The 18,451-nt window shown below is 41.7% G+C and carries 19 protein-coding genes; 7 read left to right on the forward strand and 12 right to left on the reverse strand.

Annotated features, from left to right (window positions below; translation table 11 throughout):
* Nucleotides 1-39: 39 nt before the first annotated feature.
* Nucleotides 40-390, forward strand: coding sequence for a hypothetical protein (locus A7985_RS07160; RefSeq protein WP_065789727.1), 351 nt, complete (start codon nt 40-42; stop codon nt 388-390).
* Nucleotides 391-519: 129 nt separating this feature from the next.
* On the opposite strand, the gene A7985_RS07165 is transcribed toward A7985_RS07160, so the two are convergent.
* The 6 genes from A7985_RS07165 to A7985_RS07185 all read right to left on the reverse strand — a co-directional run bounded on the left by A7985_RS07165 (nt 520) and on the right by A7985_RS07185 (nt 7,254).
* Nucleotides 520-2,415 carry a beta-propeller domain-containing protein gene (locus tag A7985_RS07165; RefSeq protein WP_065789728.1) on the reverse strand — a complete coding sequence of 632 codons (1,896 nt, stop codon included), beginning with the start codon at nt 2,413-2,415 and terminating at the stop codon, nt 520-522.
* Nucleotides 2,416-2,444: 29 nt separating this feature from the next.
* Complete coding sequence (locus A7985_RS07170; protein WP_065789729.1) at nt 2,445-3,620, reverse strand: alpha/beta hydrolase-fold protein; 1,176 nt, start codon at nt 3,618-3,620, stop codon at nt 2,445-2,447.
* 98 nt (nt 3,621-3,718) lie between these two features.
* Nucleotides 3,719-3,883: a hypothetical protein gene (locus tag A7985_RS26420; RefSeq protein WP_176716698.1), complete on the reverse strand. Its 165-nt coding sequence runs from the start codon at nt 3,881-3,883 to the stop codon at nt 3,719-3,721.
* Nucleotides 3,884-4,222: 339 nt separating this feature from the next.
* Nucleotides 4,223-5,086 carry a hypothetical protein gene (locus A7985_RS07175; RefSeq protein ID WP_065789730.1) on the reverse strand — a complete coding sequence of 288 codons (864 nt, stop codon included), beginning with the start codon at nt 5,084-5,086 and terminating at the stop codon, nt 4,223-4,225.
* Nucleotides 5,087-6,100, reverse strand: a complete 1,014-nt coding sequence (locus tag A7985_RS07180) for a hypothetical protein (RefSeq protein ID WP_065789731.1) — start codon at nt 6,098-6,100, stop codon at nt 5,087-5,089. It abuts the gene before it with no gap.
* A gap of 272 nt (nt 6,101-6,372) precedes the next feature.
* Nucleotides 6,373-7,254, reverse strand: coding sequence for a LysR family transcriptional regulator (locus A7985_RS07185; RefSeq protein ID WP_065790050.1), 882 nt, complete (start codon nt 7,252-7,254; stop codon nt 6,373-6,375).
* Between the two features lie 110 nt (nt 7,255-7,364).
* Here A7985_RS07185 and A7985_RS07190 point away from each other — a divergent pair, with 110 nt between their 5' ends.
* On the forward strand, nt 7,365-8,423 hold the full coding sequence (locus A7985_RS07190) for an NAD(P)/FAD-dependent oxidoreductase (RefSeq protein ID WP_065789732.1): 1,059 nt from the start codon (nt 7,365-7,367) through the stop codon (nt 8,421-8,423).
* Nucleotides 8,424-8,765: 342 nt separating this feature from the next.
* On the opposite strand, the gene A7985_RS07200 is transcribed toward A7985_RS07190, so the two are convergent.
* Nucleotides 8,766-10,196, reverse strand: coding sequence for a coniferyl aldehyde dehydrogenase (locus A7985_RS07200; protein WP_065789734.1), 1,431 nt, complete (start codon nt 10,194-10,196; stop codon nt 8,766-8,768).
* A gap of 224 nt (nt 10,197-10,420) precedes the next feature.
* Nucleotides 10,421-11,392 (reverse strand): LysR family transcriptional regulator, encoded by a 972-nt coding sequence (locus A7985_RS07205; RefSeq protein ID WP_218061284.1) that lies wholly within the window; start codon nt 11,390-11,392, stop codon nt 10,421-10,423.
* Between the two features lie 343 nt (nt 11,393-11,735).
* On the opposite strand from A7985_RS07205, the gene A7985_RS26425 reads away from it, so the two are divergent.
* Entirely contained in the window at nt 11,736-11,876 is a 141-nt protein-coding gene (locus A7985_RS26425; protein WP_176716699.1) for a hypothetical protein, read from the forward strand.
* A gap of 184 nt (nt 11,877-12,060) precedes the next feature.
* Complete coding sequence (locus A7985_RS07210; protein ID WP_081310451.1) at nt 12,061-13,086, forward strand: ankyrin repeat domain-containing protein; 1,026 nt, start codon at nt 12,061-12,063, stop codon at nt 13,084-13,086.
* A gap of 56 nt (nt 13,087-13,142) precedes the next feature.
* Here A7985_RS07210 and A7985_RS07215 read toward each other — a convergent pair whose 3' ends face one another.
* From A7985_RS07215 to A7985_RS07225, 3 genes are read right to left on the reverse strand one after another with little or no spacing between them, the layout of a single operon-like run.
* Nucleotides 13,143-13,751 (reverse strand): glutathione S-transferase family protein, encoded by a 609-nt coding sequence (locus tag A7985_RS07215; RefSeq protein WP_065789735.1) that lies wholly within the window; start codon nt 13,749-13,751, stop codon nt 13,143-13,145.
* A complete protein-coding gene (locus tag A7985_RS07220; RefSeq protein WP_065789736.1) occupies nt 13,748-14,806 on the reverse strand; it encodes an NADP-dependent oxidoreductase in 1,059 nt (352 codons plus the stop codon). Before A7985_RS07220 ends, A7985_RS07215 begins: the two co-directional genes overlap by 4 nt.
* Before the next feature lie 37 nt (nt 14,807-14,843).
* Nucleotides 14,844-15,518 (reverse strand): type 1 glutamine amidotransferase domain-containing protein, encoded by a 675-nt coding sequence (locus A7985_RS07225; RefSeq protein WP_065789737.1) that lies wholly within the window; start codon nt 15,516-15,518, stop codon nt 14,844-14,846.
* A 172-nt stretch (nt 15,519-15,690) separates the two neighbouring features.
* Between A7985_RS07225 and A7985_RS07230 the strand changes: the two genes are divergently transcribed.
* Nucleotides 15,691-16,569, forward strand: a complete 879-nt coding sequence (locus A7985_RS07230; RefSeq protein ID WP_065789738.1) for a LysR family transcriptional regulator — start codon at nt 15,691-15,693, stop codon at nt 16,567-16,569.
* Between the two features lie 13 nt (nt 16,570-16,582).
* On the opposite strand, the gene A7985_RS07235 is transcribed toward A7985_RS07230, so the two are convergent.
* A complete protein-coding gene (locus tag A7985_RS07235; protein WP_065789739.1) occupies nt 16,583-17,455 on the reverse strand; it encodes an alpha/beta hydrolase family protein in 873 nt (290 codons plus the stop codon).
* Nucleotides 17,456-17,669: 214 nt separating this feature from the next.
* Here A7985_RS07235 and A7985_RS07240 point away from each other — a divergent pair, with 214 nt between their 5' ends.
* Together A7985_RS07240 and A7985_RS07245 are read left to right on the forward strand one after the other, a co-directional pair.
* Complete coding sequence (locus tag A7985_RS07240) at nt 17,670-18,140, forward strand: hypothetical protein (RefSeq protein WP_065789740.1); 471 nt, start codon at nt 17,670-17,672, stop codon at nt 18,138-18,140.
* Nucleotides 18,141-18,142: 2 nt separating this feature from the next.
* Complete coding sequence (locus A7985_RS07245) at nt 18,143-18,427, forward strand: transcriptional regulator (protein ID WP_065789741.1); 285 nt, start codon at nt 18,143-18,145, stop codon at nt 18,425-18,427.
* The last annotated feature ends 24 nt before the right edge of the window (nt 18,428-18,451 follow it).

The raw sequence follows: 18,451 nt of genomic DNA on the forward strand, positions 1-18,451 counted from the left end.
ATGGAAAGTTATTACTCTCATTAACTATTGAGGTTTTTTATGAAAAGCATGACATTAGTATTGGTAGCACTCTCTACATTTTTATCAACGTCAGCACTAGCAGGCACGGTTACTGGCGAACAGTGCTGGACAGAAGATAACAGTGTTAAGTTCAGAGCGAAGGCATCGGTTTGGGATAGAATTGCCGAAAATAAGCTTTATATCAGTGTAACGACTGATTACAACCGAACTTATACGGTAACGAGACCATTAACTAATATTCAAAGCGTATTCATGGATATTTACTTTACGTCGATGTTTCAGCAGTCAGGTTACCCGAATGCGCAGCCAGTCAACTATCGCATCTACGACGCATTTGGTAGCGTAGACAAAAGTGGCAGCTGTATTTAATGTATTGCAAAAAAGGGGGGTAACCCCCCTTTCTATATTTGAAAAGCAGTCGTTTAATTTAGATGTCTAACATCAATTATCCCAACTAAAACAGATGTGTTTAAGACAACGTACTCAAAGCTTATCAACTCAGTGCATTTGTAAGTCATGTACGTAGTCTACTCTGACAAGCTCAATCACCTGATCATCAATGATGCGAGACTCTATTAGTACATCTCCTACTAATGCAAACACTCTATTACCAATATAAAACGGCCTAGCGTTACCATACCAATCACTGCAACTCACTTCGCAGTCAATAAAGGTTTGTGGGTTCACTTTGGCTTTTACTTGACCAGCTAGAGACACTGATTCATTGCTCGTTATGCCCAAATAGACAATGCTCAAATCATCTTCCATTTCTTCTGATAGGCTTGCTTTGCTCAGTGCCGTAATGCCAGCAATGCCATAGTTGTCAGTCACGCTTTGATAGTTAAACGCGTGGCTAATATCTTCTTTTTCTTGAAACTTGTCGAACACCCCTTCACTGTCAATAGATGGGCTACCTGCTAGGTTGAAAATCGACACGCTATAGTTTTCTTGTAGATTGACTCCAGACACAAACAGCTTGTCACCAATGGGCTCAATTCGATCCACTGTGTGTGGTAAGTCAAAGGTAAGTTGTTCATCACGCGACAAATGAGTCAAAGAAAGGCTGTCTAATTGCTCAACATGCCTATTCTCAATGTAAGTTCCATATAAGTTTTCACCCAGCACTAGCCACTCATTGGTGAAGCGGTTATTGATATATTCAGTCTCCACAGACCATTCACGCTGGGGCCTAACAATGCTATCACTACTTTGCCCGAATTCGACATCAGAGAGCTTATACAGCAAGGCTTTTATCTCAGGGGTGGAATGCGCTTCACTCACAGTCAATAAGTGTAACGCCCCTTCGCTTTGCATAAATGAAAACTGATTACGGGGTTTCCCTTTAACCAATGCACTGCCCATTACCTCACCGCTGTGCGGCAACTTCAATAACCTCGACACTCCTTGAGTCTGCACGCCCTCATACTGAAAGTCAGTCAGTCTCTCTTCATGCAAAATGGGTGTTGACAGATAGAACGCTGAATTGGAGACAAAATATTCGGACTCACCAGAAGCCACAACCGCCGTGCCACCGCAATCAAAATTGACCGTTAAAGGATCACAAACAATGACTGTATGCAGTATCGGTGACAACTGCATGTCTAAAGGTTTATAGATATCTTTAACGCCTATAATACTTTGCCACTTTAATGCACTAAACCCTTCGTCAGTGATCTTTGCAAATTGCGGCAAGACGCTTGCTTTATGTGAACTTGGATACTCAGATGTAAGCTCGATGGGCAAGTATGTGAGATACTTATTATTGACGATTCTTGAGCCGAAATTAGATCCGCTAAAGTAGTCATCTGATTTGATTAAAATACCGTCTCGATAAGTAATTTCGCCCTGACTGCCTAAATTAAAACGCAACAGCTGAGATGCATCTAATCCATAGTTGTAGCCAAGTACCAGTAAAGTATCTTTTAATACGAGCAGTTCGTCATACCAAACATCTTGATTCCAAGAAGGCTGGTTTATTTCAACTTTTGACTTGGCATCAAGTATATCGTGGCTGTTCTCGGTGATTTTGACAGAATATATGACCCCTTTACGGAGAATAATCAAGTAGTCTCCAGTGAATTTTATAATGCCACCTTCATCAACATTGTCGACTTGATTATTGGTGATACTTAAGTCAGAAGAAGCAATACGGCTTCCAGTCACTTCTATAAACTCAACTCCTTCAGAGTAGTGCTCTAAAAGCTGCTTGCGGCGTTCCGACTCACGATAACGGTGTAATTGGTGCATGCCCTCTTTATAATTATCAAAGTCTGCTTGTGATTGAAATGTCGTAACATGTGCCGACTTCAACCCTCTTAAACTTGGCTGTTTAAAACTACTACACCCGCTCATTAACAATGTTACTAAGCATGTAAACAGTAAAACTAGCTTCATAGTCACTCCAAGTATTTAAATACACATCATCATAAAGACACCGCACTCTTCGCTAACACAGCTGTTAATCGACGCTTGCGATTTAAATAGGCCTCATAACCGTCATCGTCTTTATCAGCTAATTTCAATGCAATATTTACCTGCTCTAAAGATTGCGCATATTGGTTGTTTTGTTCATACGCATAGGCCAGACCATTATAAGCGCTGGCCATGGTTGGGTTTTGTTCGATGTTGTATTTAAAGACTTCAATCGCCCCTACAAAATCTTTGGCATCCACCAGCTCATACCCTAGTCCGCGTAATACCCACTCCTCGGGAAGAGTCGGCTCTGCACGTTGAAAAGAAACCTGCTTATAATACTGTTTGATAGAGCTCACCCCGTCTGTCAGCGCACTGCTAGGCATTATGAGAGACAAAAATAGGTTATGATACGCATTAAAGATACCCGCAGCAGAAGTCATCGCATGCGGTACATCATCAAAAGTATCTGCCGTTAATTTAAATTTGTGTGGTTTATTGTTTGCTAGAAATGCGTGCAACTCATCATAAATGTCGCGCATTGGCGCAGCTTCTGAACCAATATTGATATAAAGGTAATTGTCAAATGTCTGTCTCTTAGCTACAAAGGATTTTACATTTTTAAGGGTGCTATGTGCCCCCCACCAGACGGCAGGACTGTATGCGATATGTCCTTGAAATAAATGAGGCCTTGATTGCATTGCATGCAACACCAGTAGTCCACCTATGGACGCGCCTGAAAAGACCTTAAAATCATGTGTGCGAAAAGTGCGATTGACCTCTGGGATCAGCTCTTTTTCTATAAAATCTAAAAACTTGTCGCCGCCACCACCAACGCCCACAGGACCTCTTGGGTCATAATTTACAGTCGGAGCCAAGTCTCTTGCTCTATCGGTGTTTTCAATCGCAACTATGATCATTTCTGGCGCTGCACCTGAGCGATGAAGCTTGTTTAATACTGCGGATTCTAAAGGGATATTCTCTTTACCATCAAGCCGATACAAGACCGGAAATATCTTTTGTTTATTCTTATAGTAGGAGTCAGGAAGCAAAATTGTGACCGTTCTTTGCTCAGACAATATTTTTGAAGAAAGCGTCTTGGTTATGTTCAGTTGCTCAGTTGCAAGGAGCGAGCTTGTGGTGAGCATAAATAAAAACGTAGAGAGTAGGACTTTGGCATAAAACATCGAATTTCCTTTTTTTGTTGTTATGCCAACACCTTAAAGAATCAAAAGCTTTTTTGCAAAACTAAAAAACGAGCAGCCGTACTTGCTTATTTCATTGGCTAAATATCAAACGCCAAGTGTAAAGAAGCGCGATTAACGAGATCTATGAACGCCCTTACTTTTGGCATATTCAACATGTCTCGATGTACCAACATCCATGCATTTACTTGCCATTGCTGTCCAATATCGACTTCAATAAGAGCTATAAAATAGTTGTTAGTCACCTTTTTATAGCTGAATGCACGGTTATTATGTTCTTTTTCTAGAAATCAGCCGAATACCTTTCACTGTCAATAGATGGCGGAACTACTAAATAGAAAATTTACACACTATCGTTTTCTTGAAGATTTATACCGAAGAGAAACAGCTTTTCACCGATGGGCTCAACACGATCCAAGGTATAAGGTAAGTTGCTCATCATGCGATATATAAATCAAAGAAAAGCTACTTGCTCCCAAAGCGCCTTTCACACATATTAATGAGCATTTAAGCTCAAATAGTTCGTAATCATAATCAGGTCATTAGTCCGAGCTTTTATCTAAATAAAGGTACCTTCTTTAAGGCTAGAAATTGTCTTTGAATAGCTCATCTAGCATACCTTGGTCAACATCATCTGAACGTGTTGCAATCATCTTGGCTAAATTGTTTAACTGCTCTAAATCGTCTGGACTCTCATTACTAATTCGATACTCTAAGATACTCTGTTCAATATTCATCTCATAACTTGGTGGTATAGATATGTTTTTATTTATCAGTATATTGGCAAAAAAATAATGATTTCTTGAGTTTTGAGCTGACAAAGAAAACAGCTCGAGTAGGTAACTATCAACATCAAGGTTTTGTCTAACTGCATCGATTAAAAGGCGATGCCTCTCATTAAAGTTACTTGGTAAAAACTCTATGATTGCAATTTGATATAAATCTTTCTGAGAGCCTGAAAGCCCTTTATACAGCAACACTTTTAGCTCTTCGTAATCAAGAACTCCACCACTGCAACTCTCAAAAAGCGCCTTAGCCGACTCATACTCCATATCCATATGCTGGTCGTAGTTTGCTAAAAATAAATCTGCGCTTTCGTAGCCTCGCGTTGCATAACACTCTCTATTTTTCAAAACAAATGCTTTTGCTGCATCTGCTTCACCATTTATTAATCGCTCTTTCAGCTCGTATAAAGGCAATGTCTGATCTTTAAATTCAAAGTTAACAGGTTCAAAATAATCTAAAGAACCGGCTTTAATTACTTCATTTTCAACGTCTGTAAGTGGTTCTACTTTTTCATTGACCTCTATCGCTAAGATATTGTCATTCGTAATTTTAGCTTTATCACTTAGCGCTTTCGCGCTAAGTGAATTGTATTGAATAAAAATAAATATAATCAATACACTTGAAGCTAGAACTAATAAAGAAAAGTTAGTTCTACTCATCATTTACCTTACAATACCTTGCTTCACAGTCGTCAGGTGACCATCACTTACTGTGACTTTGTATCTGTATGTATTACGCTTGTTAGCAGGTAAGTATGCTGGATGCATCAAATGACCAGGGTTTGAATTTAATACACGGCCATCATAATAAAAAGTCCAATCAACTTTAAGGTTTTTATTTGCTGTATGCTTATCAAATATGTCGATATCGATCGCCATAAATCTGCCAAAGTTACTACCCCAAGGAGTAAATGAGAGTGACCTAATTTCAGGACGAGTGTTTGTTTCGATAACAACTTGTGTCGCACCACATCCATATACTCCCATATCCTTACCCCAGATCGGCTTAAAGTCTATTCCTTCATAATTATACCCACCACCACTGCTAGAGGCTTCAATTCCGATTGAAAAACCGATTTCATAGTCAGAAAATACAACTCCATTAAGCAACTTTTTACCACGTCCTTGAAATACATGATCAAAGTTATAATCGTGTTTACCCGAGTTGTTGATAACTGTATAACCATTTCTATCACTGATCATCCAGCTATATTTAAAATCAGCAAAACGCTTTACACCGGCACGTTTATAGTTTTTAGACTCAATCTCATATGGAGTACCAGTAGAAACAAGGTATTTGTCAATCTTACGGCTGTAGTCACCACCCACAAAATAGACGTCAACATCAGCTGTACCAGCTTTCGTGATTCCAGATAACCAAGGAGCTAACCATTTAGATCTTTTATCTTTTCCGCAGGCAGCCATTGACAAGCTAGCAATGTCATTGTCATAACCGTTATGCATATCACCAATAAAACGTATCGCATTTTGTTCTGGAATATGGGTGTTACTTTTAGCGTACTTATGTGCTCGTTCGAATACCCAATCAATTAGCCAACTCCATTCGCTATTTTTACTTGAGTTGTGTATTAATTGATGGTCGCTAGTTTGAGATGCCCCAGCAGTCAATGTTGTTAAGGCAAGTGTCGTTGTCAAAATGGTTTTTTTAAAATTCATTAAGTTTTCCCTTTAAATACCAAATCAAAATAGAGTTAAAATTCTATTTTGCGCAATATACAACAAACACGTCCCAAATCAAGAAACAAAAAAAACTAAAAATCCTGAAAAAATCAACAAAAAGTAGAGAAAAGGCACAAAAAAACTAAAAACAAATTAAAAATTTAAGTATTAAAATAAGAAGTAATGAATAGATAAAGATTAAAATACCAATAATTGCAATTAAAAATATTTATATTTTAAAGATAATCGTATTTAATTAATCTAAAAACTCATACATTGAGGCTCAATCCATCAGGGTTCCTTTGCTTTACAAGATCAATAAACGCCCTTACTTTTGGCATATTCAACATGTCTCGATGTACCAACATCCATGCATTTACTTGCCATTGCTGTCCAATATCGACTTCAATCAGCGCAGAATTGTTTGCGATGGTTTCTTTGGTGGATACACCAATGCCAAACCCATGATGTAATGCGTAATTAAGGACCTGCCCAACGGAGCTTGTCAGCACAATTTGCTGCGTTGGAATGTGATTATAAACCCACTCATTCCAAGGTAGATGGGCCACCCGCTCATTTAGCGCGATGAACTTATGCTCCGTGATATTACTTTTGTTTGGAGTACCAAAGCGTTCGATATAATCGACATGAGCACATAGCTTTAATTCGAGCTGTGCAAATTCAAAAACGATATTATCTGGTGTATCTGGCCTTGGACCCATTCTAATGGCAATGTCAGCCTCGCCGTACTCTAGGGCAAACTTGCGAATATCGCCAAGTATATCTACCTGCATTTTTGGAAATAGGGTCTGGTATTCCATAATTAGCGGCATCAGCATGGGGGCTAATTCACTGACACATGTTATGCTAAGAACGCCAGCTAACTCACGTTCAGCGCTGCTTGCTTTATTTGCAAACTGCGTAAACTGAACGTCTGTCACCTCCCCAAGTCGCATGACTTCTAACCCAGCTTCGGTCGGTATGTAGCCTCGGTCGTTGCGTTGAAAAAGCTTAACAGACAAAGCAGCTTCCAATGCATCAATATGACGCATAACGGTACTGCGGTGAATACCCAAATCTTCCGCCGTCGCACTCAGCGTACCAAGCTTACCTAGACGATAGGCCGTTTTCATTTCAGTCCATTTGTTCATTCCAATTCTCGTTGCAAATACGCACACACTGGTTGCATTTTCAATCATTCATTGCGCTTTCGCAACAGGTTAAGCTACTTACATCGCTCGAATTCAATTAAGACAGAGATATGAAAACACAGGTATTAATCATTGGTGGTGGTTTTGCAGGTGCCTCCACTGCACAAGCGCTAGAAAAACGCGGTATAAACACGACGTTAGTGGATAAAAAGGATTATTTTGAGGTGACTTACGCCGTACTGAGAGATGTCGCGCATCCTGAGAAAAACAACGGAAAGTCGAGAAAGCGTTACGTCGACTTTCTCGATGGTCAATTTATCCAAAGCGCAGTCGTCGAACTCAATACTCATTTCGCAGTGCTCGCAAGCAGCGAAACAATCCATTTCGATAAAGTCGTTATCGCGTCGGGGTCCAGATACCCAAGCTTACCGCTTGCAAAGTCAGTCGATGCAAATTCTCTCGAGAGCAGAAATAATGAATTGCAAACGTATCATGAAGCGCTCAAACAAGCTAAGGACGTACTCATTCTTGGCGGCGGCGTTGTCGGTGTCGAGCTTGCGGGCGAACTTGCTTACGCAATACCGCACCTCAAAGTGACTTTGGCACACAATGGGCCTCACCTTCTCAATGGATTCAAAAGCAAGGCAAGCAAAAAAGCGCTCAGTCAACTGACACGCATTGGCGTTGAAGTGCAGTTTAATGCCCGCTACCAAGACACTGAAGATGGGCTCGTCAACACAACCAATGGAGCTAAAATCAATCCAGATATCACCTTTAGCGCAACAGGTGTTATCCCAAATAACGAATTTTTAAAGCGACATTATGCACACGTATTGAACCCGCAAGGTCAAGTCATAGTGAATGAGGCACTTGCCGTAACTGGACAACAACATATGTATGCCATAGGCGACATTGCGGATGTGGGCGAGGCCAAATTGGGGTACTTGGCCGTTGAGCAAGGTAAATACTTAGCAAACTCGATTGCTAAGCAAATTTCAGGGTCACAACCAAAACCTTACAAACGTCACCCATTTATGGCGCTCGTTCCGACTGGCCAAGAAACCGGCATCGTGCAATTTCCATTTATGGTCTCAACTTGGAAACCGCTGGTGAATATCAAACAAAAAGACTTGTTTATCAGCAAAACATTTAATGGATTCACTCAATGACTATGACTTTGCGTATCCGCTACTTAGAATACTGAAAAGCTTTTTGATAACGAGATTGTCAAGCAGCCACATCACTAAGACAGCTATGACAATTGCCATAAAAATAGAGCTAAACCTGTACAACAGGACGATTATGGCGTCTTGCAGGTTTGGTACAACATCAGTTAGCGGTACACTCAAGGCCCCTATGGCAGAAAACCCAATACCGCCATAAAGAGGGCCTTTTGAAAGCATACAAACACAGACATTGAAACGAACCAACCCATAGTAACCTGAGATAACTTGTCGTGATGACGTTTTAAATTCGGTTTGGCTTTATAAAAAAGCCAAACCGTACGGTCATTACTTGAGTAAAAAGCGTCGAAGAGTGTTAAAAACAAAATCCCTGTTTTTTAAAATAAATCGGTTTTTAGGAAGCCTCGCACTTGAATACAACACCGTTTTTGCTTTAGAAAAAGTCAAAAAGCCTTCATAACCATGGTAGTGCCCCATACCTGAATTACCTACCCCACCAAACGGTGCATCATCGGCTGCAACATGCATGGCAGTGTCATTAATTGCGACGCCACCACTGTGCGTATTGGTAATAACCCGGTCAATCAATGTCTTGTTATTCGACATGATATAAAGTGCAAGTGGTCTTGGACGTTCGTTTATGTAATTGAGTACTTCACCTATGTCTGAGTATGTAATGACAGGCAATATTGAGCCAAAAATTTCCTCCTGCATGACAGACATATCCGCAGTTACATCTGTTATTATGTGTGGATAAACCAATCGTCCCAAGCGCGTATCTATGTCTTTTACGGCATGAATATGTGCGCCTTTCGCTTTAGCGTCATCTATAAATCCCATCAGTCTTTGATATTGCCTTGCGCTGACAATATGAGTCTGACTGTTGCTATCTGAACTGTCGAGGTGATATTCACGGTAACGTGCTAGGAAAGTTTCAACAAATTCATCTTTTCTCGACTCTGGTACGAATACATAGTCTGGAGAAACACATATTTGCCCCGAATTCACTGATTTACCAACAATCAAAGCATCAACCGCTATATCCATGCTGATCTTGTCATCAACAATTGTTGGCGACTTTCCGCCCAGCTCTAAAGTAATCGGAGTAAGATTGTCGGCAGCCGATTTAGCCACTAACTTCCCAACCGTTGAAGACCCCGTAAAAATCAAATGATCAAAAGGCAGTGCAGAGAAAGCAGCGCCAACATCTGCTTCCCCTTCAAATACTTGAATATGTTTACTCAATCCACTTAATGCTTCTCTGAGCGCATTATTTGCATTTGGCGTAAACTCACTCATTTTGATCATTACGCGATTACCTGCTGCAAGTGCTTGGATTGCAGGGCCCATTGATAAAAAGATCGGGAAATTCCATGGCGTGATCACACCGACAACGCCGAGAGGCTGATAATGTACTTTCACTTTGGATGGCGACAACATAAGACCAGCGTGACGTTTAGACGGTTTCATCCACTTTTTGAGGTGCTTAATCGCATAGTTAATGCCTGCAACACTAGGTAAAACATCGGCAATCAAGGTGTCAAATTCACTACGGTATCCATAATCTTGCTTAAGCGCCTGATAGAAAACGTGTTCGTTTTTGATGAGTGCGACTTTGAGCGCCTTTAGTACGGCAACACGCTCCTCAAAGCTTGGGGCTGGATTGCGATTATATGCCGCCTTCATGGTTGCAAAGTCATGTTTCAATTGCGCAGGCGATAAACTGGTAAAAGGCGATACACTTCTAAGGTTAGTCATTTAAATCTCACTTCTCGTTAAGCTGCTCATGTCAGTATTTATTTAACGCCGGCTGTTACAAAGACAAACTCAGTTTGTAGTACGCTATCAAGGCGTTTTGAAATCTGTGATTAGACTAACGGCTAACTGCACAAAAGAATAATTATAATCTTTGGCTAGGGTTGCAAAATTTTGGAATAACAAAACTAAACAGTACAAATTAAGCCCTGCTAAGGCTCAATTATTTAAACAGTATATTGATTGAGTATGTCGATAAACTTTTTAACTGTTGGCGCATAAATGGTCTCAGGGCGTGTAATACAGTAGGCTCGCCAAGGTATCTCAGCTTCGATCTTAACTTCGACCAAGTCTCCGTTGGACAGTTCGTTAGAAAACAACTCTCTAGGCCCCCCTGTGTAATGTTCTGACATCATCACAATGGACTTGGAAATATGATAGTTATCACAGGTAATATTGAGTGGTAAGGACATCCCATGGCTTGTTAAAAAGTCCGCTATGGGTTTATTCATTGCAGGACCTATGACTGGGTATTTATTTAGATCGGCAATACTGACCGGGCCTCTGCTTTTTAAAATTGGATGTCCGGCCCTCACCACAAAAATCAATGATTCATTTTTAACTTCGGTAATGACCCACTCTTGTGGTAGTTCTCCCCGCACAAATGGGCCAATGGCAATGTCCAAATCACCGTCCAGAATGCCTTGTTGTAACTTATCAGGCAGCGCGACCTGGAACGAAATCTCAACATTATTTGAATCTTCAACAAAATCCATCAACACTTTCGGAAAGAACAACTGTTCAATGATCGGGCTTACTCCGATATTCAGTGTTCCACCCTCTAAATTAGACAGTAGCTCAACATGGCGACACATCGCGTCCAGCTTCGATTGTATTTGCTTCCCATTGCTGATGAGGTAGTTTGTGACATCGGTGGGTTTCATGCCGGTGCTATTGCGATGAAACAGCTCAACTTTTAATACTTGCTCCAGCCGAGAAATACGTTTGCTCAATGTGGGTTGAGACATAAATAACTTCTCAGCTGCCTTATTGATACTTCCGGTCTCAGAAATTGTGCTAAGTATATGAATATCAGATACATCTAACATAAGAACAGATTCTGCATTTTTCTTCGCGATGCGTTTAAATATATGCCCTTTCTTGTTGTATTCAAAGACTTTTGTTTTAGATAGTGTCATTTTAAAGTTCGCTTATTCATTACCCATTCGCAGTACAAATCACCCATTTAGACTGACCATTTACCTTATTCCCTTTCCCTGATGAGCCGCACTTCATCACTTTTAGGCTAACACTCACTCAAAACTCTCAGCTAATGAAGAGTTTTCGCTAGAGAGTTCAAAAACTTGAATAACAAATCGGTGGTCGTTATTCATTTTTTTATAGCGGGTCGTAAAAGCATTCAGCGCGAGCGCCGCGCAAAAGGAATAAAGTGCGCATTTAGAAAAGGCTGCAACTTGGGACGAAAGTCGCTTAGCAGCAAGTGCTAAGCATTAACTGATTTAACCAATTTGGAGGTAAATCATGAGAAACCGAACCGTGACTCAAAACGAATTTGAAATTGCTGAGGGAATTAAACTTATTTCTTCAACAAACACGCGTGGTGTTATCACTCACTGTAATGATGAGTTCGTCGAAGTAAGTGAGTTTGCAAAGAAGAATTAATTAGCCACAATCACACTAGTATCACTTTCATTTAAAGGTTTTCATTGATTAGAGCAGTCAGCCATTTGTGGTAACTTTAATTATTAGCCTAAAACTAATAATTAAATAGCTTTTACTCATCTAATGCATAGCCGTGCGCTCACTTATACTGCGGCTTCTTTTTACACATTTGCAAGGGGTATCAATGCTCAAACATGTTGTGCGTATTTCAACTTTGGTTGCCACTTTAGTGATTGGTCATGTGCACGCCAATCCATTGCCATCGTTGCATCAAGCTGTCATTGCAGGCGACTTACAAAAAGTGAAAAAACTTGTCGAAAGTGGCGCAGATGTAAACCAATTAGACAGTGCAATGGGCAATTCCCCTCTGCATATTGCCGCCCAAACAGATCATGACGACATCTTGAAGTATTTGTTAGATAGAGGCGCATTTATCAACCTACAGGCCCCTCGCTCTGGATTTACCCCCTTGATGGTTGCGGCCTGGTATTCTAAAGAAGCGAATATCGAGCTTTTATTTCAATACCCAGAGTTAAATATCAATCTCAAAACACGCACAGGCACAACTGCGGCAGACATGATTGGAGGATGGGACAAACATATCGAGCCCCATGAGGCCAAGCTGTATAACGCTTTGAGCGAGCTGTTCAATCAAAAACATGCTGAATTAAAGCATGCGCTAGCCAAACAAAAGATTTTAAACGTGGTGGAAGACTCGCTTCTCAGTGAAGCACAAAAAATAAAGCGCATCTCGTTGCTCATAGATTATGGACAAGATGTCAATCAGCGCAGACCTGTATACTCTAGCCCCAATGACTGGCACACACCTTTGCTTGTCGCAGCCAGAGACGGTTATCCAAAAATCGTTAAACTGCTGTTAGATAATGGCGCAGATCAAACGATTCCGGGCTATCCGATGAACGCGATCGCTTTTCATAAAGCCGGATATATGGGACACCCCGAAATTGTTGAGTTACTGCTCAATGCACCAAAAGCCAAAGAAGTACTCAATGCACAAGGGCCAAATAATGGCTATACCCCACTTCATGATGCAATTTGGCATGGTAACACAGCAGCCGCCAAAGCATTTTTGCAAGGGGGAGCGACAACGCATTTAACGACCTACGAAAGTGATACGCCGCTAGAACTGGCCAAGCGATATCAATATCGCGATATCATCCAGCTTTTGCAAAACAAGTCAGCACTGTAATACCTATCAAGGCAGAGAATACCGCCCGATAAACATCGGGCTTTACTGAGTGTTAGTTAGCCATAAGCCCGCGCTTTTTGGTATGCACTACGCCCTTGCACCTCTGCTAAATAACGTGAAATATGCGGCCTACTTTCAATTAGGCCGACACTTAGCGCGATTTCCAATAAAACAGTCATCATAATGTCAGCAGCACTGAACTGCTCGCCAGCAAAATAGCGCTGTTTTGATAAGGTTGCATCGATAAACGACAAGTCCAGGTTGAGTTCTTTTGCGATATAACCATCCATCGCTTGCGAACCATCTCGCGACTCCATCTGCATCAACAAGCTGGCGATCACAGGCAGCGCCAATGACCCTTCTGCAAAATGGCTCCATTCAAGGTATTGGTAGTATGCGCGAGTTCCTTTTTCAGGGCGCAGGTCACTTTCCTTGGCTTGATCCAATATGTATTCCACAATCGCACCAGATTCGCATATTTTAAGGCCTTTGTGCTCGATAATCGGGGCTTTACTGAGCGGGTGTACTAGACCTAGACTAGCAGGCGCAAGACGGGTTTGCTCATCACGCAGGTGATGCTCAACCTGATAGTCCATTTGCAGCTCTTCCAACAACCAGAGTATCCGCGTGGAGCGAGATTGGTTTAAATGATGTACTTTGATCATAACTTAGCCCCAAGATCTAATTGCTCAGGGCCAACTTGCACAACTAGCTTGCCAAAGTTCTTACCTTGTAACAATCCGATAAATGCAGTGACCGCCTGCTCAAGCCCCGTGACGGTGTCTTCTTTATATTTGATTTGGCCAGACAATAGCCAAGGCACCATAGCATCTTGAAACTCTTTATAGCGGTGGCCGTAATCATCAAACACGATAAAACCCTGCATTTTAATTCTTTTGACTAACATATTGCCCATTAGCAAACCCATTTGATCGGGGCCTGCGGGTAACTCCGTCGCATTATACTGAGATATCAAGCCGCACAGGGGAACCCGTGCTTTGGTATTCAGTAACGGTAATACCGCATCAAAAACTTTGCCTCCGACATTTTCATAATAAATATCAATGCCATCGGGGCAAGCTTGTACAAGCTGTTCATCTAAATCTGTAGCGCGATGATCAATGCAAGCATCAAAGCCAAGCTCGTGAACTGCGTAGTCACACTTTTCTTGACCACCTGCGATACCCACGACCTTACAGCCTTTAAGCTTAGCTATCTGACCCACTAAACTGCCTACAGCACCCGTCGCCGCTGCCACAACTAATGTCTCACCAGCCTGAGGCTTGCCAATGTCTAGCAATCCCATGTAAGCCGTAAGACCTGGCATACCCAACACGCCTAATCCATACGATGGATTTTGCATCGTTTTATCAAGCTTGATCACCCCAACGCCATCAGACACACAATAATCTTGCCAGCCACCAAATGCGACAACCAAATCACCTTGTTCAAAATCAGCATGATTTGATATTTCCACTTGGCAGATACTGCCTCCTACCATCACTTCCCCAAGTCCAACGGGGTCTGCATATGACTTAGCATCATTCATTCGGCCACGCATATATGGGTCTAATGATAGATAGCGTGTTCTTAACAACATTTCACCATCAGCGGGGGTTGGTACAGGCGACTCCACCAGCTTAAAATCACTCTGTATTGGCGCTCCGTTTGGACGTGCCGCTAAAGTGATCTGACGATTAATATGGGTACTTTGATTCATTATCAAACCTTTATTCCTTTTCGCTCAAAAGTCTTTATTACTTAGCCAGTTGCTTTACTAACGCCTCGCCTACGGCGTGCGCACTTGCAGGGTTTTGACCTGTAATAAGCCGTTCATCCACAATCACCAGCTCATTCCATGGCTGTACCTTGCTATATTTGGCTGCTTTTCTGGCCAAAGCTTCTTCTAACAGGAATGGAATGTCATTGATGGTGCCAAAGTCGACTTCTTCTTCTCGCGTGAATGCGGTCACTGATTTGCTCGCAAGTAAAGGCTCGCCTGAACTGAGCGTAATTGGCAACAAGGCGGCTGGACCATGACAAACCGCAGCGATAATACCGCCTGACTCGTAGTGCCTAGCTGCCAGTGTGCCAACCTCTTCATTGCTTGCCAAATCTGACAACAAGCCAAAACCGCCAGGATAAAAAATAGCGTCATACTCATCCATATTCACTTGCGAAAGCGGTACTGTGTTGTTGACCTGAGTTTGAAAAGATTCATCGCCCAATATCTGATTATTTACAGCATCTTCTGCGATATCCGTACCATACAGTGGTGCTTTACCGCCATTAATTGAGGCAATATCAAATGCGATATTATGTGCGTTTAACACATGTATTACGTGTGTCAGCTCAGGTGCATAGGTACCATTTGCTTGATCTGTACTGCCTAACGTTGCGTGATTTGTTACAGGGATAAGTACTTTTTTCATGATCAATACCTTAAGTAAATGTTGTCTGTGAGGTTGTGTAATTCAACTCTATATTGTTACCGCATGAATGATAATTATCTAAATCTGTGAATCTCTTTTGCTATTTAGCAATAATAAGCGTTAAATGTTGGCATATACGATATCGCCTTTAGATAGATTGTAGAGGAACTAGATGGATAGCTTTGATGGTATTTTCGAATTTGTTGCAGTTGCTGAGAGCGGCGGGTTTTCGGCAGCCGCCAAAAAACTGGGCTGCTCTACTAGCCATATCAGTCGACAAGTTGCGCGCTTGGAAAAGCGCACGGGCAGTATCTTGCTGGCGCGAACCACCCGCCAAATCAACCTCACAGAAAACGGTGCTTTTTACTATCAGCAATGTAAGCAACTCGTCGCTGGATTACAACAGGCCAACGAACAGTTAAACCAGCAACAGTTTAATCTTAGTGGCACGCTTAGAGTCAGTGCGGCTGGTGCATTTGCTGAACGTTATATCGCACCCGCATTGATGGAATTTGCCAAACAGCACCCAGAATTAAATATTGAAATCGACTTCAACAGCCGCATGGTTAACTTTGTCGAAGATGGCATCGATTTCGCGATTCGCTATGGTGAGCTCAATGACTCTAATCTCATTGCGCGCAGACTAATTAGCCGTTCAATGATGGTGGTTGCCGCGCCAAGTTACCTTGCAGCACATGGCACCCCCAACCACCCTAATCAACTTAAAAGTCATCGCTGTATTATTGCAAATAATGATCACTGGACATTCAATATTGATGGCACAAAGCAAAGCATTAAGGTAACCGGTAACTGGCGCAGCAACAATGCCAATGTCGTGCTAGAAGCTTGTGAAAAAGGCCTTGGTATTGCTTACATGCCGCAAAGTACTTTTACTGAATCACTCGCACAAAAAACCCTAGTGCCAATTTTAGAGCCCTATTGTATCAGTGGCGCAACAAGCTGGATTGTTTATCAAAATAAGCAATTTATGCCTCTGCGTGCGAGGCTCGCAATTGATTTTTTACTGGCTCAGTTTGATGATTGGAAATAACATCTTAGCAAAGTCATTTACGTGAATGGCTATCCAACCACTGCAATGGAATGTGCCAAAGGGAATGAGATTTTCGGCTAAAAAATTTCATATGGCCAATTTCTTTTAGACCATGCTCTTTCGGGTCTAGGGTCAATGTCTGCGCTTTTATGTTGGGGCTGACTGACATCATATCTCTGACATTTTTGTCATTTGCAATAAAATCATCCACGGCATTCACCCACAGAGCAGGCAAGGTCAGCTCTTCAAAATAGTGTTTATCAATGGTCTTGCCAAATGCGGTTTTGACATAGCCACCCCCATTGCACCATGTACGCCATTGGTGACCCACTGCTGCAGGGAGTGGTTCACCCATCCCAAACCACTGTGACTTGGTATGCCCAAACAATAAATTAGAAAATGGAATAAACATGTTCATAAAAAAGTGAGACTTAAACTGGTCTCGTATTTTCATATTCAACAACCGACCAGAAGAACTGGCAAAATTGAACATGGATGTCAGTTCTTTTGCATTAGGTGCTAGACCGATTAACTGACCCCCAGCACTGTGCCCTATTAAATGATAGTTTGAATCAGGAAACGCTTTAATTAAGGCAGCGATGGCAGCTGGCTGGTCTAGCTGACCCCAACATTGCAAGCTGGCTGGATGCTTGCCAACCTCCCCCTGCAAGGAGTCTCCAATACCGCGGTTGTCATAGCTCAAGACACCATAATCGTGACTCGCTAAAAACTCACAAAATGCAGTATAGAACTGACGCTTAATCCCTGTTGCAGGACCTATTAAAACAGCCCCTTTTACATCATTGTTTGATTGGTAAACGGTCGCTGCTAACGGGTAATTATCCTCACAAATAATTGTGATTTCTCTACTGGTTATATTTGGCATAACGGCAAAAAATTAAGAGTGCATAACTTTTAGCTTACAAGTGGTAGAACCAGTTAGCAAGCAACGAACCCTGAATTTAGAGTAAAAACTCAATTCATAGAACTTCATACCCTTAATTTCATTTACTTTCCATCACGGAAAATTATAACTTGCCAAAGCGGAAAGTTATAAATTAGACTAAGTTTCCACCATGGAAAGTAAAAGGAAGTACCCAGTGAAAAACGATTTACCATCTCAGACAGAAGCAAAAGATGCACTTAACGCGGTGCACAATATTCAACAAAACCTGCTCATTGAATATTCACCGCCAGTTTGGTTGAGACTGATCATGAGTTTAAGTTATGGGGCGATATTCTTTGGTTATGGTATGACCGAGCACGAAAACAATTGGGCGCTGGCAATGATAGTTGGCGCAATCATCTTTACCTTATCTACTGCGCTTTATTATTACTTATATAAAATACAAGGGATCAAAATCCGTATCATCCCTCGCTCTATTAAAGCTGAGAAAATAAATGCGTATGCAGCAATTGGGTTTGCAGCCCTTGGGTTTTTCAGCCGATTTTTACGCACCGACATAAGCCTTGATTGGGCGCCACACATTTGTGCCGCAACGGCTTCAATTGTCATGTTTTGGCTGCTTATCAAGCTCCCTACAGGAGAAACCGTGGTAGAGGAAAAATAGAGATGCCAGAGTTAGATCCCATTATTCATGCCCCAAATAGGTTACGCATTTGCGCAATGTTAGCGACCAGTGCTGAATTAGACTTTAGGCTCCTAAAAGAGCAACTAGATGTGAGTGACTCAGTACTTTCGAAACAACTCAAAGCATTGGAAGACGCCAATTACATTGAAGCGAAAAAGCGCAGCTACAACGGTCGCCCACGTACTTGGGTATCATTAACAGACCTTGGTCAATTAGCATTTAATAATCATGTTGCGGCGCTAAAAAGTATTATCAATAGTGATTAGACCAAGGTGAAAATGCGCCACATC

The organism is Pseudoalteromonas luteoviolacea, assembly GCF_001696455.1.
In the GTDB taxonomy this organism is placed as follows: Bacteria; Pseudomonadota; Gammaproteobacteria; order Enterobacterales; family Alteromonadaceae; genus Pseudoalteromonas; species Pseudoalteromonas luteoviolacea_C.

Excerpts from the sequence above, each read along its gene's own strand:
- A7985_RS07160 (WP_065789727.1), top strand. The coding sequence starts at position 40 with ATGAAAAGCATGACATTAGTATTGGTAGCACTCTCTACATTTTTATCA.
- A7985_RS07165 (WP_065789728.1), bottom strand. The coding sequence starts at position 2,415 with ATGAAGCTAGTTTTACTGTTTACATGCTTAGTAACATTGTTAATGAGC.
- A7985_RS07170 (WP_065789729.1), bottom strand. The coding sequence starts at position 3,620 with ATGTTTTATGCCAAAGTCCTACTCTCTACGTTTTTATTTATGCTCACC.
- A7985_RS07175 (WP_065789730.1), bottom strand. The coding sequence starts at position 5,086 with ATGATGAGTAGAACTAACTTTTCTTTATTAGTTCTAGCTTCAAGTGTA.
- A7985_RS07180 (WP_065789731.1), bottom strand. The coding sequence starts at position 6,100 with ATGAATTTTAAAAAAACCATTTTGACAACGACACTTGCCTTAACAACA.
- A7985_RS07185 (WP_065790050.1), bottom strand. The coding sequence starts at position 7,254 with ATGAACAAATGGACTGAAATGAAAACGGCCTATCGTCTAGGTAAGCTT.
- A7985_RS07190 (WP_065789732.1), top strand. The coding sequence starts at position 7,365 with ATGAAAACACAGGTATTAATCATTGGTGGTGGTTTTGCAGGTGCCTCC.
- A7985_RS07200 (WP_065789734.1), bottom strand. The coding sequence starts at position 10,196 with ATGACTAACCTTAGAAGTGTATCGCCTTTTACCAGTTTATCGCCTGCG.
- A7985_RS07205 (WP_218061284.1), bottom strand. The coding sequence starts at position 11,392 with ATGACACTATCTAAAACAAAAGTCTTTGAATACAACAAGAAAGGGCAT.
- A7985_RS26425 (WP_176716699.1), top strand. The coding sequence starts at position 11,736 with ATGAGAAACCGAACCGTGACTCAAAACGAATTTGAAATTGCTGAGGGA.
- A7985_RS07210 (WP_081310451.1), top strand. The coding sequence starts at position 12,061 with ATGCTCAAACATGTTGTGCGTATTTCAACTTTGGTTGCCACTTTAGTG.
- A7985_RS07215 (WP_065789735.1), bottom strand. The coding sequence starts at position 13,751 with ATGATCAAAGTACATCATTTAAACCAATCTCGCTCCACGCGGATACTC.
- A7985_RS07220 (WP_065789736.1), bottom strand. The coding sequence starts at position 14,806 with ATGAATCAAAGTACCCATATTAATCGTCAGATCACTTTAGCGGCACGT.
- A7985_RS07225 (WP_065789737.1), bottom strand. The coding sequence starts at position 15,518 with ATGAAAAAAGTACTTATCCCTGTAACAAATCACGCAACGTTAGGCAGT.
- A7985_RS07230 (WP_065789738.1), top strand. The coding sequence starts at position 15,691 with ATGGATAGCTTTGATGGTATTTTCGAATTTGTTGCAGTTGCTGAGAGC.
- A7985_RS07235 (WP_065789739.1), bottom strand. The coding sequence starts at position 17,455 with ATGCCAAATATAACCAGTAGAGAAATCACAATTATTTGTGAGGATAAT.
- A7985_RS07245 (WP_065789741.1), top strand. The coding sequence starts at position 18,143 with ATGCCAGAGTTAGATCCCATTATTCATGCCCCAAATAGGTTACGCATT.